This is a genomic window from Trichocoleus sp. FACHB-46 (genome assembly GCF_014695385.1).
GTDB lineage: Bacteria > Cyanobacteriota > Cyanobacteriia > FACHB-46 > FACHB-46 > Trichocoleus.
This window is the reverse complement of the sequence record NZ_JACJOD010000033.1, coordinates 113,236-128,827: the sequence shown is the minus strand read 5'-3', so window position 1 is coordinate 128,827 and position 15,592 is coordinate 113,236. Positions and strand designations below refer to the sequence as shown.

9 protein-coding genes and 1 CRISPR repeat array are annotated in these 15,592 nt (G+C 47.7%); of the genes, 5 read left to right on the top strand and 4 right to left on the bottom strand.

From position 1 onward, the window contains the following. Positions 1-56: 56 nt before the first annotated feature. The 4 genes from H6F72_RS21630 to H6F72_RS21615 form a co-directional block, all read right to left on the bottom strand. On the bottom strand, positions 57-341 hold the full coding sequence (locus H6F72_RS21630; protein WP_190440658.1) for a hypothetical protein: 285 nt from the start codon (positions 339-341) through the stop codon (positions 57-59). 38 nt (positions 342-379) lie between these two features. Further along, complete coding sequence (locus tag H6F72_RS21625; RefSeq protein WP_190440655.1) at positions 380-892, bottom strand: hypothetical protein; 513 nt, start codon at positions 890-892, stop codon at positions 380-382. Continuing rightward, positions 892-1,956: a phage major capsid protein gene (locus H6F72_RS21620; protein ID WP_190440652.1), complete on the bottom strand. Its 1,065-nt coding sequence runs from the start codon at positions 1,954-1,956 to the stop codon at positions 892-894. The genes H6F72_RS21625 and H6F72_RS21620 overlap by 1 nt, the downstream gene beginning before the upstream one ends. Positions 1,957-2,086: 130 nt before the next feature. After that, positions 2,087-3,760, bottom strand: coding sequence for a hypothetical protein (locus tag H6F72_RS21615; RefSeq protein WP_190440648.1), 1,674 nt, complete (start codon positions 3,758-3,760; stop codon positions 2,087-2,089). A gap of 146 nt (positions 3,761-3,906) precedes the next feature. Here H6F72_RS21615 and H6F72_RS21610 point away from each other — a divergent pair, with 146 nt between their 5' ends. The 5 genes from H6F72_RS21610 to csb2 all read left to right on the top strand — a co-directional run bounded on the left by H6F72_RS21610 (position 3,907) and on the right by csb2 (position 11,933). Then, a complete protein-coding gene (locus tag H6F72_RS21610) occupies positions 3,907-4,698 on the top strand; it encodes a hypothetical protein (protein ID WP_190440645.1) in 792 nt (263 codons plus the stop codon). A 449-nt stretch (positions 4,699-5,147) separates the two neighbouring features. Further along, positions 5,148-7,355 carry a CRISPR-associated helicase Cas3' gene (cas3, locus tag H6F72_RS31205; protein WP_190440642.1) on the top strand — a complete coding sequence of 736 codons (2,208 nt, stop codon included), beginning with the start codon at positions 5,148-5,150 and terminating at the stop codon, positions 7,353-7,355. Then, positions 7,336-9,375 (top strand): type I-U CRISPR-associated protein Csx17, encoded by a 2,040-nt coding sequence (gene csx17 / locus H6F72_RS21600; RefSeq protein ID WP_190440639.1) that lies wholly within the window; start codon positions 7,336-7,338, stop codon positions 9,373-9,375. Before cas3 ends, csx17 begins: the two co-directional genes overlap by 20 nt. Beyond that, positions 9,368-10,372 carry a type I-U CRISPR-associated RAMP protein Csb1/Cas7u gene (cas7u, locus tag H6F72_RS21595; RefSeq protein ID WP_190440637.1) on the top strand — a complete coding sequence of 335 codons (1,005 nt, stop codon included), beginning with the start codon at positions 9,368-9,370 and terminating at the stop codon, positions 10,370-10,372. Before csx17 ends, cas7u begins: the two co-directional genes overlap by 8 nt. Positions 10,373-10,418: 46 nt before the next feature. Next, the gene (csb2, locus tag H6F72_RS21590) at positions 10,419-11,933 is read left to right on the top strand and encodes a type I-U CRISPR-associated protein Csb2 (RefSeq protein WP_190440634.1); all 1,515 of its coding nucleotides are present in this window, start codon (positions 10,419-10,421) and stop codon (positions 11,931-11,933) included. Positions 11,934-12,072: 139 nt separating this feature from the next. Next, positions 12,073-15,489: direct repeats of the CRISPR family, unit length 37 nt; unit sequence GCTGAAATCCTTCCGTTGGGAGGGACCGAATTGAAAC. Positions 15,490-15,592 lie beyond the last annotated feature (103 nt).

The window sequence follows — 15,592 nt, the reverse complement described above, 5'->3', positions numbered from 1 at the left end:
GTCTAAATAAGAAAGCGATCGCCTGCCCGATAACAAGCGATCGCGAGGCGCACCTGTTACGGCTGATTGGCTTCTGGGGTCTGCTCTGAATCTACAAATCCATCGCCACTTTGACGAATCCTTTGCACACTGGGCGGCAACTCATCACCCACATCTATTTGTTCACCGGTTGGAGTGAAAGCGGTACCCGCAGGGTTCACAGTTGCGAACTTACCCTCACTAGAGAGATGTTCTGTTGCGGGTCGGCCTTGATCAGGGAAATCAGTAACTTGATTAGGGGGAGTTTGAACTTCGGACTGAGCAGGGGAGGTTTGAGGTTGGGCTTGTTCTGGTTCTGCCATGATGAATCGCTCCTAATTTAGGTTGAAACGCTTTTACACTAATGACTTGATGACTCAGTCCACTTTTTGGCGGCATCCATTTGGCGATCGCTCAAAATTCCCTCTATCTTTTCCCAAGTGAGAGGTCGAGCTGCAATCAAGTCTTCGTCGGTTTTAGGTCCAATTCCCCTGATTGCCTCGGCGATCGCGCCAGGTTGCTGGCTATTAAAAAATTCCAGCAACTTCTGTTGCCAAGGCTCCAGTACAGGGGGAGGATCAGTTTGTTCTGCGCTTGTCTGCCCACTTGCCTCGGCACTGTACTGCTCTGAGGTAGTTACCACAGGCTGTGCTTCTGAGAGGATTTCGGTATTCAGCGACGAATTAACAGGTGGATGTGCTCGTTCAGGAGCAGGACTTTCTGTGGCTACTGTCGCAAATTTGTTATCAATCAACCACTGACCTTTCTGAGCAGTCACCTCAAACGAGCGAGCCCCAGGCGGGCGCTTGACTAACCCATGAGGCGTAGCAACTGTACGAGAATTCCATTTATCCGTCGGCTGAATTACTACCATTAGGCGCTTCCCACCGTGCCCGTCGGAACGGTCGCGTCTACTCGATAGATGCTTTCTCCAGCATTTTCGGCGTAGAGGGTGCCATAAATTAGTCCCATCCGCTTCTCTAGCAAGTAGGGAGCCGCATCAGAGGTGTAGGCAGACACATCGAAAATTTGTGGATTGAAGGATTCATCGCCCCCCTCTGGATAAACACCTTGCCAACTCAGCTCGTTAATGTTGATCAGGTGGTAGTGTAGGGTATCCGTACCAGCTCCGCCATCGGTGTCTTGAATGTAAGGAGTAGGAACAATAGGGACGGGGCCAACTTGAGTCATAATGGCAGGCACCTTAACCCCAGGAATAATCTCCAACATGTGGTTGTACTGAGTTTGAGCTAGCAATTCCTTCTCGATCTGCTCTAATCCCAAACCACTTGCAAAAATATGAGTGATAGTACGGCTGGTATCCGGATCATTGACTGCTAAGCGTATAACGCTGCGTAGCTTCGCAATGACAGAGTTATTGGATGTAGCAGTCGTATCTACCGAAAAAACGCGCCCAGCGCGCATCTGGTTGGAAATACCGTTGAAGGCAAGAGGGTTGGTTGTAGCATTTCCAGTAAATAGATTGCGCTCAATTAGCTTCACAATATTGAGCAAGAGTTTGTCAGTCTTCTCTGCAACAATATCGCCCAGTGGTCGGCCTTGAGCCCGGTAGAGCGATCGCGCGTAATGCCCCACCTTGATAATGCCGCTGACAGCTTTGATGGATTGGCCTGGATCGCTCAGATCAGCAGCAGGTAAATCTGAGGGGTTTTCAGGTGGGTTAAGGTCGATCTTGCTGACAAACCCAGCTGTTGGTAGGGGACCTTCACGGGGTTCTTTGACGGGATCATTCGTAGCCTGACGCTTCTTGAGCAGTTGCCACAAAATTGTTTCCCGGCGAATATAGCGCTGGATGGTTGAACTAAAATCGTTTCGGACAACAAAACCATCCAAAGCCACCATCGACGCTTGAATGGGTTGAAAGCTAGGAATCTCCGAAGGATCTTGAGTGGGTCGAGTGGCAAGGCCCGTTGTCATAAAATCACAGTCCTTTGAGTAAAACAAAAAACCGCGCATTCTTTCCGAGTCGCGGTCTCCGGTTAGGGTTAACCTTTAGAGCTATGTAGAGAAGTCAGTAGCTAGGAGTTAGAAGTCAGTAGCTAGAAGCTTAGGCGAGCTGATATTCCCGCTTATGTTGAGCGATTTTGTCAACTAACTTAATTTCCTCAAAGCCATCAACACTTGGATTCTTGCGTAGGGCTGCAAGTTCGCCTTCTAAGGAAGCAAGCTGCAAGAGAGCCTGCATTTGGGGTTGGTCTACAGCTCCGCCAGTCCCATTTGCCTGAGCGGCAAGGGAGACCGTTTTACGAGCTGGTTGACCGCTGGGATTAACAGCTTTAGCAACCGCTGCACTGACTTCTGTGCTGACTGCATCTTTAATCGCAGTCTGGAGAGTAGCCATGAACTGTTGCTGTTGCTCTTGCTGCTGCTGTTGCTGAGCCTGTGCCGCGATCGCTGCCCTGTTGTCTTCCCGTTCCTTCTCGATGTTTGTTACTTGCGCTTGAACGGTTTGCAAGCCAGTTTGTACACTTTGCACAGCAGGCACAATGTCCTTGATCATGCTTGCCAAGTCTCCCACCGTCTTAGACATGTCAGCTAGCTGTTGTTTTACTTCAGAGTCTACGGTCATGTCCTTGTCTTCTCCTGAGGGATTAGGTGAGTCGCTACTAGCTGCTGCAATCTGAGCAGCGGGTGTTTCAGTTCCGGAGTGACCTTCCGGAGAGGTCGGAGTATCGTCAAACCCACCTGCTGATAGCAGGCGGGTTTGACGATAGGTGGCCTTTTCGGAGAAGAGAATGTTGGCTCCGAGCAGCTCCAGCTTGTCCACCCAAAAAACTTTTCTACCTTCTACCTCGGCCTCGTGTCCGATCGCATTGGCATTCATACTCATGCCAAGCTGCTCTTTATTGGCAGCAATTTTGGCGACCTTATCGCTTTGACTCCAATCGTAGAGATAGCCGCTGACCGTGAAGTCATTGCCCTGAATTGCAGCGCTCAGCATCACTCCAGCAATGTCTGGATTTGAATGCTGACTTAGATTGTCGTGGGCATCAAGAGGCAAGCCGCTAACTGTACTAAGGGCTTCCTCAGCAACGGCCTTGGGCACATAAAGAGGCAATCCAGGGCCGACAGAAGGAGCACTTTCACTCGGTTCGTCAATGCGGAAAAGCACCCCTTCAACAGGGCGGCGGTTTGTGGTTCGACTAGCAGCGGCAGCGATCGCTTGAGTGGGGCAATCGAAAGCGACTGTAATTACCTTCTCCCCAGAACTACTAGCAAGTTCCATGTAGGGACTATAGTAGTAGCCGCTATCTGAATCCGAAGGGCCTGGATGATCCTTGGTGAGTTCCACGAGAATGGCAATGAGATCATCGCGCAGTTGGGCGATCGCAGTCTCTCGATCAGTGTCTACACCCACTCGTCGAGCGAAGTCATTTTCTGGGCAGTTATGCAACATCTCATAACGATTGCCAAAGAACCGCAAGGTCGTACGTAAGCGATCATGCCAGGTGACTCGTTTTACCTGGGTTGTAAAACTTTCCTCTCCCGCTGCTGCGGCGATCGGTGCTTGAGCATCTGCCTCAACACTCACTTCGGGCTCATTTTTAGCAGTAGTATTCTCTTCGCCAAACAAGGATTCTAGCGACTGCTTATCAACCACCCCTGCATCAATGAGCAGCTTGCCAATTTCGGCAAAGGCTTTACTAAGACGAGTTGCATTTTTGCTGGAGATTTGTCGCCCTGCCGCTTGAACAGTTGAATCTGAAGTCTTAGCGCCCATGATGCCTCAAAAATTAAAAGCGAGAGCCAGTCATAAAGTCTGGTCCCCCGCTTGGTTTAACCTTCTTGGAAAAAGTTATAGATGAGTATTAGTGCGATAATAACCTAATTATGTTAATTTGCTCATGTTTATATTAAAAGATAATTGTGAAATTACAAGACATTTGCCAGTCAGGCGTTCCGATCCCGATTGAGCATCTGTTGGATGATAGCCAACTAGCTCAACAAATCCAAGTTCGCCTCAAAGCTCTGGGCCTGCTAGGTGGAAAAGCAGATGGGTTGTACGGGCCAATCACAGAAGCGGCTTGGAAGCAGTTCTGTAATGCTTTCGATTTTGCCGATGAAGAAATCACACCAGCGATCGCTGAGCAGTTGATCGAGTGTAAGCAGTTGCCAGGACTGGGTATGGTTGAGCCTAGGACTGTGGCTTCTATTCTGAACTGTCCTCTAGACGAAGTTCAAAGTCATTTACCCGCAGTACTCACTGCCTTGGCAGAACACAATATCTTAGACAAGCCCACTCTCGTTGCGGCGATCGCCACCATTGGTGTTGAAACAGGTGGATTTCGCCCAATCAAGGAATATGGAGATGACGAGTACTTCACCCAAAACTATGAATGGCGCGATGACTTGGGCAATGTCTGCGCGGGTGATGGATGTAGGTATCATGGCCGTGGTTTTATTCAGATCACCGGACGTGCCAACTACCGAGATTACGGCTTACGCTTACACCTGCCTTTGGAGGAGAAGCCAGATCTCGCCTTAGATCCAGTCGTTGGAGCCAAAATACTAGCCCTCTACTTCAGCGATCGCGGTGTGTTTCTGGCAGCTCGCAACCACAACTGGCGACGAGTTAGGTTACTAGTGAACGGGGGAGACAACGGTATTGATGAGTTTATGGGCTTCATTGAGCGGGCGATCGCTGATATAGGACTTTGACATCCTGCTATATCAAAATGTGAAGTATGAATATAAAAATTATGCAAAATAGGATTGGACTGATGAACCCAACTCAGACCCAGTCATTATTCCAAGTCTTCAATCCCAACAGGACCTCTGGAAGGACATTCATTCAATTGTTCAATGAGTTAGAACCCTCTTAAGTATCAGAGTTTTAAGTTCTTTTCCGAGAACAACCTTAATTATAAGTGGCTCAGAGTGATACCATAAATCGACTACTCCCCTGTTTAATTGCAGCGCTGGGACTAAGTTGAAACATGATTGAAAGCCTTAAAACAGAAGTAGGCTAAGAAAAATCCCACACAGAGTGGGACTGAATTTATGGTTCCCCTAGACAGTAGAGGTTTGGGGGAATATATTGGTAAAAACTAAATTACCGTCATGATAGAAAGACTTAAACAACCTCATGAAGGGTCTTTAACTACACCGTGAACTACAAAGACTTTTTTAAGCAGGTTACAGGGTTTACTCCCTACCCCTGGCAAGAACGATTTTCCGGTTGGGACGGTAAGCTCGTCTCTGTTATTCGTGCACCTACAGGGGCAGGAAAGGAGTCAGGGACAGTTGTTCCTTGGCTTTACTCCCACAAGATTGGTGAGCCATCAACAACGCGACTAATTTATGCATTGCCCACTCGGTCACTCGTTGATCAGGTTTATGAAAATACTCAACGAGTAGTAAAAGCATCAGGTTTGCCGATTCAGGTTTACTGCCTTAAAGGAGGTAAGGTAGAGCATGGCTTTGAACAAGATCTAACTCAGCCTGCCATTTTGATAGGTACCCAAGATCAACTGTTATCTCGGGCTCTCAATCGTGGGTTTGGGGTGTCCTGGGCGCAGAGACCTTTACACTGTGCAGCCCTAACTAATGACTGTCGATGGGTACTCGATGAAATTCAGTTGACAGGCGTTGCGTACAGTACTCTAGTCCAGCTTTACAAACATTGGCAGGACTTAGGCACCTTCGGAAACGTTCAATTGTGCTTAATGTCAGCAACCTTTGATGAGCGCCCACTTAAGGAGTTAAAAATAGAGCGTTTTGACCTCAATAAAATAGATTTTGCACATGAAGAGTTAAATGCTAAGGTAACTCGACCAAAGCCTGTGTACAGAGCAAGTGTGGAAGGGGTTAAGGATGTTGCTGTTTTACTAAGGGCAAAGCATACGCCAGACACTTTATCCCTAATGGTTGTGAATACAGTTGATCGGGCGAGAGAAATTGGCGAGTTACTGGCCGACTTGGAGCCGCTAGTCATTCACAGCCGTTTTTTGGGTATCGATCGTGAAGTGTTACAGAAGAAGCTCAAAGATTACAAGGGAATCATTGTCGCCACTCAGGTTGTTGAAGCAGGGGTAGATTTAGATGCAGATTTGCTAATTACTGAACTGTGCCCTTGGTCTTCGTTCGTGCAGCGGTGCGGGCGTTGTGGACGCAAGCGAACAAGCAATCACGTAGAAATTCGCTGGCTGGACTATCAGCAGAACTGGAAGGCTATTCCATACAGCGATTTAGAGTGCCAAGATACTCGGAACCGTTTACTAGAGTTGACTGATGCTAGTCTTCACCATCTTTCCAAAGTCGCATTACCTCAGCTGGACATATCCCACCGACTGTTAACTAAGCAACATTTAGAAACATTTTTTTGTACTCATTATCTGAAACGAAACCTTCGTGGCTCATCAACGGTTTCGGATTTCATTCGAGAAACTACAAACTTTACGGTCTTAGTATTCTGGTCAACTGAGCAACCTAATCAACTACCAATGCAGAGATATCTTTGCCCTGTGCCTATTAAACAATTATTAGATTTCTGTCAATCCTATAATGTCACCCCTTGCATTTGGGGTGAGGACAGGTGGGAGAAAGCCAGGCCGACTAGTGGGGATGTTGTGTGGCTGCCATTGGACCAGGGTGGGTATTCCCATGAGCGAGGTTGGACAGCAAACCCTAAAGACAAACCTGATCCTAATCGATACAAGTTGCAGTTAGAGCCTGAATTCAGCGATCGACGTTTCTCCTACAGCTTAAAGCTAGGAGTTCATCTGAAAGATACTGAAGACTGCTTGCAAAAGATAATTCCTTTTCTCCAGCATCTCGGTTTGTCTCAGCCTCTAACGGAGGAATTATGCCGTTGTGCCCGCTGGCATGATTGGGGCAAGGCGCATCAACTTTGGCAAGCTTACGCCAGAGCAAAAGGAAACCTCTTAGCAAAATCAAAAAATTATGGTCATGCAAGCGAACTGAATGGATATCGGCATGAGATGGCAAGTGCACTTGCTGCCGCTGCGCAGGGAGCTCCCTTCCTAGCACAATATCTAATTGCTGCTCATCATGGTAAAGTCCGTGATAGCCTAATGCCCAATAATCCCCAAGAAGATTGCAGCCTAAGGATTGTGAGGGGAGTTGAGATAGGCAGTCAACTATGTGAAGTCGAAATTGAAAATAGTGAAATACTGCCTTCTGTTGAACTATCTCTAGCAGGAGATTTTGAGGATTGGGATTTACAAATTGAAGAATTGCTCGAAAAGTATGGCTTCTTCAAATTAGTCTATCTCGAAGCTCTGGTTCGTAACGCTGATGTAAAAGCATCTAAATATCGAGAAGAGGAAGTGAAAAATGACCGCAGCAATAGCTAATGCAGTTGCTTTTCCCCACCTCACGCCCACGAACGCGATTGGCTGGTTGAAAGCCGTTGGTCTCTTGCGTTTATCTGGTGCAGTAGGGTATTGGGCAAATGATTGCTTTCATTTAGAAATTGATTCTACTGAGTCACTGGTTGAAAAACTCCTTCAGTATCAACCGAAACCTTTTGCAAGTCCTTGGAATGGAAAGAGTATTTTTAGCAACACAAAGGAACTAGAAATTGTATTAGCGTCCAAGGCTCAGCGTTATGCATTGATGCGCGAAGGGTATCAAGAACTGCAAGGAGTTTTACAACCCCTTGACACGAAAGGTCTATCTTCAGATAAGAAGAAGCTACTCATGATGCCCTTAATAACTAGCAAGGTCAGTAATTCTTATTTGCTGGAGTGGATTGATGCAGTAGGGCTTTTAACTCAAACAAAACAAGAAGCTGAGTTTCATAAAAACGACTTGTTGGGAACCGGCGGAAATGTCGGAACTACTGACTTTTGTACGGTTTACTTCCAGGCTTGTAGCAAACTATGGGATTTAGAAACTGGAGAACCATCAATCGAGGCAAAAGCATTCATCAGGGCTGCTGTACTAGGTAAAGTGTTGCCAGAGACTTTGGTACTCAAAGGGCTATTGGGACACATATACCCTGCAGCTGATTATTTTGATGATTTAGCTCCCTCTGACAAGTCTTTAGAGGATTACATAAACAATCAAGGACGATCCTCGCAGCTTGCCAACCCTATCGACTTAATTCTTTACTTGGAGGGAGCTACAACTTTCACAGGCAGTAGCATTCCTCGTAATGAAATTCAAAATGAAGGAGATCAAGAACATACTCTGGCATCCTATCCACTCCTACTAGAGGTCAATTCAGGTACTGCTGATACTAGCGATCGCACTGGACGTGCTTATGAAATCTGGTTACCTCTGTGGAGCAAGCCTCGGGACTGGAAAGTTTTTCAGAAAAGAGTAACAACTTACCTCTCATTTCGCCTCAAAAACCAGGTAGTTGACACTACCGATATGCTTAATGAGCTTACTAAAAGAAGTGAGTCATTAGGATTCTCTCGGTTTACTCGTTTTGGCCTCTGGAAGCGTAAAGGGCAGGGCAATTATTTAGTTTATATTGGCTTGGCAACACCGCTTAAGTCAGATTACGGAGCTGAATTAGGGGAATGGCGGTTTCGAGCTCGGCCCACTAAAGAACAGTCCCAGTCTCAATACAATCTGCTAACAGCGCTCCACAAAACGCTATATCAACTACAACAGGGTAATGCAGAGACAGCGACGGCAATCAAACTATTAGGGCAGATAGAAATTTTGCACAGCCGAATCCAGGCTAAGATACCCCCCTCACCCCAACTGAGCGAGAAATGGGTTGAGGCAGTCTACAAGGAATACCCAATCGCGGAGGTTGAATTGGCAGCTGCTCTAGCCAGCACCTCACTAACCCACAAAGGTACTGGGCGCTCCTTTCGTCCCTTCCGAGAATTACTGTCATCCGCACGGTATGTTCCGAAGAGTGGCACTCGATTCTGGTCTCATGATCACAAATACAGGCTTAAGACTGCCTCGCTAGAAGCTTTATGCCTGTCGCTGTTGCAGCTTTGGAGCACGGACAAAGAGTATCACCCTTCTTTTGGCTGGACCCATTGGGCAAGCCCTGATGCGATCGCTGCCTTTATTGCAGGACGCACGAATGACCAGCTCATCTTGGATTTGGCGCTTGGGTTTGCTTTGTGCAAAAGCCCTACGAAGTTAGCTCGACATTCTAGTACTCAACCTTTGCCAGAGCTCTATAAATATGCTGCCTCTCTTCAGTGGTGCCGTGACGTGGCTCTAACAGCTCAGACAGTGAACGGCTTGTTGACTGGATCAACAGTGCCTTTGAGTCGGCAACTAGCAGCTGTGCAAAAGCCAGTAGTACTTCCCGAGCATATTGCGATCGGAAAGAGGTGTGCTCTGGCGTTGGTGTTTCCTTGTCAACCTTTTTATCAATTTGGAGAAGTCAATGCTTAATGTCATCACGGTTGAATTTGACTCTGCCTTACCAACGGTCAAGCCGCCTACTTTTCTAGATGTAGGGGTGTCTCAAGCATACTTACCTTGGGAGCAACGGCTTGATGTTTTGCTGCATACTCCTCAAGCAACAGCAAATCTGATTGAAGAAAGCATTTGGGACGCAGTAAATCACACATTAATTCCTGAACTTGAAGGATTACCTTTCGTTGAAATCTATACAGAATCTGGGCAGTACGTTGCTAGCACAATAGACCTACCGCATCGATTGGGCACTGGATATCTGCTGAAGAATAAACATGCGCGACTTGATGACCAACGGTTTCGAGAAGCTTTACGCCAGCGAATACGGGATCAAGGCATTTATAAAGCTGTTTTTACGCTGTGTCCGATGAGCATTGTGCTGGGCAGTTTCTATACACATATTGCGGGAATTTATCGAATTCCTCGTGTTCTCTCAGGTGAGTTTGTTGCAGAAAATGCCGTCTCTATGCCGACTGGAGGTGCAGTCCATGATCCAGTATCAGCTCGCGGTCGAGGGGTCAAAACAGAGCATATGTTTGCTATTGAAAAGGACAAAAAGAAAGGGGGTGAAAAGGACAAAGCCATACAGAAGCCGAGTGAGGCAGGCTTAGGCAACATCGTCTACGTGCGTGAAAGCTTCAAGGCTGAGCGGTACATAGGGCGGTTTGTGATTGATACTCGCTTGGTTGATAAATCTAATTTGGATGCAAAGGCTAAGCACTTGATTCAGATACTCAGCGAGTATCTAGTGCGCCGCTTACTATCTGATGCCGTGACGCTTCGTACAGAGTGCTACTTGATCCCTAAAGCTGAGAAGCTCTTGAAGCCACTGGCAGAGCTCAACACTTTGGAGCAACAAGTTAAAGAAGCCATTGGCGAGTGTTCAGATTTGTTTAGCAAGGTAAGAGTGGTTGTCCCGAATGACCAGGTGCAGTTTGCTGAAGAGGAGGACGGAACTTCTGCTACTGAATGATCGGTGAAATCCTGCTGAACGGCTAGAAGCTATAGGGATAAGATTCATGATACACATCGAAATTCAATTTCACACGAATCAATACCAAGCCTGTGCTTGGGGAAATCACCACTCTGAAGGTGTGATTGACTGGCCTCCTGCTCCGTGGCGCATTCTTCGAGCGATTGTAGCGGGAGCTTATAACGTCAAACTCGCGGACAAACATCAACTGACTTTGAAGGGAATACTGCATAAGTTAGCTTCAGTGCTTCCCAGTTATACCCTCCCATCTGTAACTTACATTCAGCACCGGAGCCCGCGTCCTCAAGTGGATCTGAAGACAGCCCAAACAGGACCAGGAAAAACTCTTTACTCAGCAGGACTGCTCATGTCCAGCGCTCAGAATGTGCTACACGTTCACTGGTCAGCAACCCTATCCGAAGCTGAAGAGCTGGTATTAAGTTTGTGCTTATCAGGAGTAACCTATTTTGGTCGGAAAGAATCGGTTGCAACACTTTCCCTAGTTGAAGAAGCTCCTGAATCCAGCGCTCAACCTGATCCTCAAGGGACGCGCATTGTATCGATTCCAGATCCAGAACTAGATCCAGACACGCTCTGGAATGCCTTGAACTTATCTGCTCATGAGAATTATGGAGTTAATCGCTCGGCTGTTTTTCCTGGTATTCGCCAAGCCACTTATCAGATCGATACACTAAAACCTCAAATACAGCAGGAAATCTGGCAAAAGCAAAACACAATTACTCTGGCTGTCTCAGCGTCGCCTCGACTGCCTTTCAAGTTAGCCCTGAAGCTTACCCACCGATTACATGAGGTTTTAGTCAGTCGATGTCCTGCTCCTGTTTTTACGGGTCAGGAGATGGGCGAGCCCAGCAAGAATCATGACCATACCATTTTTCAATGTGTACCAGACCGTACAGGCCGCTATATTGAACAAGTGAAGCTTTATAGCCGGATGGGGTATGGCCCAGAAGCTCTTGCTGCGATCGCGAACTGCACTAATTTGTTCAATGTTGCTCGTGGCTATGTCATTTCTTTGGCGTTGGCTGATTTGGGACAGAAAGAAGAAAAATTTAACCAGTGGATATCTTGTACTCCCTTCTTTCTCTCACGATTTCCTACAGTTCGTCGTGGTAAACCACGCATGCTAACAGAGCATTATCAAAAAGACAGCCCAGAACATCAGGTGCTTCAGTATCTACAACATTTACCTTGGCTAAACTTGCAAGGTCATCCAATTTACCAGGAGCACGAAGAAGGGTTAGCACTCATTATGGATAATGCAATAGCTGTGATAGCATCTTGCGAACCATTTCCAAAGTTTTGGGAATGGGAGTCCGACTGTCGTCAAGGGAAGAAGGTAGGACGAGTAGGCTATCGAGTCACCTTGAGGTTTTCAACCCCAGTGACTGGTCCGATTATCTTGGGCTATGCTGCCCACTACGGCTTGGGTGCGATGGCCCCTATGCGCGAGTGGTTAGGTGTTAAACAGCCGAGCGCTCAGAATAAGGTTATATCAGTGACTGCAACAACTCTAAGCACAGGAAATCCGCGCGTTCACTGAAATACTTACAGGATGAGAGCTGAGAGTGAGTCTAAAACCCCTATGGTTTGGACAGCTTGTAAATAAGTACAAGAATTTATGCAAATCCGCGCACCTGAACCTAGAAAACTTTATATGGCAAGGGATAAAGCACCCCGCAGCTGAAATCCTTCCGTTGGGAGGGACCGAATTGAAACTCATAATAGGCTACCAACTGTAACTCAAGGCCGCCATGCTGAAATCCTTCCGTTGGGAGGGACCGAATTGAAACCAACAACAACGGCACCCCTGCCAACTACTCTTCGCGGCTGAAATCCTTCCGTTGGGAGGGACCGAATTGAAACTGATAGCGAAGTGCTGGTTTTTGTGGGCGAAGCAGTAGAGAGCTGAAATCCTTCCGTTGGGAGGGACCGAATTGAAACGGCTTGGGGTGTAGAGATGGATGGGGCGATCGCAGGCTGAAATCCTTCCGTTGGGAGGGACCGAATTGAAACTCTAAAAGCGCAAGCACCATCCTCACTGATGCCAGGCTGAAATCCTTCCGTTGGGAGGGACCGAATTGAAACTTAGGCATCGCCTCAGAGTTCTACACCTTAACGTTGCTGAAATCCTTCCGTTGGGAGGGACCGAATTGAAACTTGTTAGGGGAAGGGGGCAAAAACGCCTTAGTAAGCTGAAATCCTTCCGTTGGGAGGGACCGAATTGAAACTTTTGTATTACGCCTACAGAGGATATTGAAACAGGGGCTGAAATCCTTCCGTTGGGAGGGACCGAATTGAAACAGTATTGAAGCATTTCTGGAAGAACGGACTTGGAGGCTGAAATCCTTCCGTTGGGAGGGACCGAATTGAAACGTTGATAATCACCTGCTCTATGTGCGGCGGGATCTGAGCTGAAATCCTTCCGTTGGGAGGGACCGAATTGAAACTGGTATGGTGGCCTTCTAGATTGGTTGAGCGATCGGCTGAAATCCTTCCGTTGGGAGGGACCGAATTGAAACAGCTTTTCGTTGGTCGTCCAAGCTGGCTTCTTGGCGCGCTGAAATCCTTCCGTTGGGAGGGACCGAATTGAAACACAACACCGTCTGAATAACCCAGTGGGTCTTCAAATACGCTGAAATCCTTCCGTTGGGAGGGACCGAATTGAAACACTTTTAACGAACAGGCCCAAAGCAGTCTATTTGAGGCTGAAATCCTTCCGTTGGGAGGGACCGAATTGAAACGTAGTTGAAGGCGATCGCATAGCCAGCAATCAGAAGGCTGAAATCCTTCCGTTGGGAGGGACCGAATTGAAACTTGACTATCCATGCGTCACCCCCTGGAGGGATTCGCTGAAATCCTTCCGTTGGGAGGGACCGAATTGAAACACGGTAGAGATTACTTTGTTGGCTGCAATCTTAGGCTGAAATCCTTCCGTTGGGAGGGACCGAATTGAAACGATTTAGCTCGAACTTTGAATTGGTGCTGGGCGGGCGGTACAGGCTGAAATCCTTCCGTTGGGAGGGACCGAATTGAAACTTATCTCCTGTGACAGTGTAGGGAGCACTCAATCCGCTGAAATCCTTCCGTTGGGAGGGACCGAATTGAAACCCGGGACGTTGAACAGGATAGAGGCAAGACGCGGCAGCTGAAATCCTTCCGTTGGGAGGGACCGAATTGAAACGGAGCGGATCATTCACCGACTGGAGGAAACGCAATCGCTGAAATCCTTCCGTTGGGAGGGACCGAATTGAAACATCGAGTTAGATCCTAGAGATAAATACCTTGTGTAGCTGAAATCCTTCCGTTGGGAGGGACCGAATTGAAACAAAGAGTCGCTGGAGCTGGGCGAGGAAGACAGGTTGCTGAAATCCTTCCGTTGGGAGGGACCGAATTGAAACTCATTGACAGGTTTTTTTTTACCTCAATGGGAGGCGCTGAAATCCTTCCGTTGGGAGGGACCGAATTGAAACTTTAGAGTTCCATCACTGAGCTTCACTCTAACTTTCGCTGAAATCCTTCCGTTGGGAGGGACCGAATTGAAACAGACGATATGGTAGCAACCCTCGATAAAGTAGCACCTGCTGAAATCCTTCCGTTGGGAGGGACCGAATTGAAACAAGGTTAAGCTTCTGTGTCATACCGCCCACTTCCGCGAGCTGAAATCCTTCCGATGGGAGGGACCGAATTGAAACTAAAAGCTGCTCAATCACTCGCTTAGCTTCTAGCTCGCTGAAATCCTTCCGTTGGGAGGGACCGAATTGAAACATGTTCATCTCCTTATAGCCCACGGTATCGGTGTAATGCTGAAATCCTTCCGTTGGGAGGGACCGAATTGAAACGATGAGTATCGAGGCTCTATCCATGAAGCATTGGGCGGCTGAAATCCTTCCGTTGGGAGGGACCGAATTGAAACCGGAGAATTGCCAATCTGTAGAAGGAATCAGTAAGCCGCTGAAATCCTTCCGTTGGGAGGGACCGAATTGAAACGTCATCCTCGCGTTGAATTGGTACAGCCCCGCTTTGCCGCTGAAATCCTTCCGTTGGGAGGGACCGAATTGAAACGCAGCAAATAATTTCAAGCCATGCCGATCAGAATGAGCTGAAATCCTTCCGTTGGGAGGGACCGAATTGAAACACAGTTCAGCGAGCCTTTGCTTCTTACGCCAGCCAGCTGAAATCCTTCCGATGGGAGGGACCGAATTGAAACATATTCCCAGTACCACTCGGGGGCTTCTAGGTTAAACCGCTGAAATCCTTCCGTTGGGAGGGACCGAATTGAAACAATCGAGGTAAGGGAGATCCCGTTAAACCCTCCGACGCTGAAATCCTTCCGATGGGAGGGACCGAATTGAAACAATGATTGCGAAGGCATTTGAGTACCAGCGGTTGAGCTGAAATCCTTCCGATGGGAGGGACCGAATTGAAACAACGGGGTGCTGAAAGCGAGAACCGCGATCACCGGGTTCACCGGCTGAAATCCTTCCGATGGGAGGGACCGAATTGAAACAGGACACTCAACACCCGGTCAATCTGGAGGAAGTCGCTGAAATCCTTCCGTTGGGAGGGACCGAATTGAAACAACCAGCATTGCCCCCCTGTCAATCATGATTAGAATTGCTAAAATCCTTCCGTTGGGAGGGACCGAATTGAAACCCGTCAGGTTTGTTGTAGTTACAAGGCTTGAGAGAGCTGAAATCCTTCCGATGGGAGGGACCGAATTGAAACGCTTTTACCACTGCTGCGGTGCCAAATATTAGGGTGCTGAAATCCTTCCGATGGGAGGGACCGAATTGAAACTTCTGTAAGAATCCTTCTCGTAACTTTTGGTGATACTCAGGCTGAAATCCTTCCGATGGGAGGGACCGAATTGAAACCTGAGTGTTGTGTATCCTTTAAGGGGCATAGAGCCTTGGGCTGAAATCCTTCCGTTGCGGGGGACCGAATTGAAACACCCAATTCATAACTTGGGTAACTCATATCAAGGTTTGCTAAAATCCTTCCATTGTGAGGGACTGAATTGAAACGAGAAGGAGGTTCAAGTACCAGTCAATACAAAGTGGTTGAAATCCTTCCGTTGCGAGGGGCCGAGTTGAACATGGCATCGACTTAACCATTGGGGCGGTAAGGATGCGATCGCTAAAATTTAATCTCTCTATTGTGGATTCTGGGCTAATCTCAGGGCCTAGCTTTTGTCTGAGC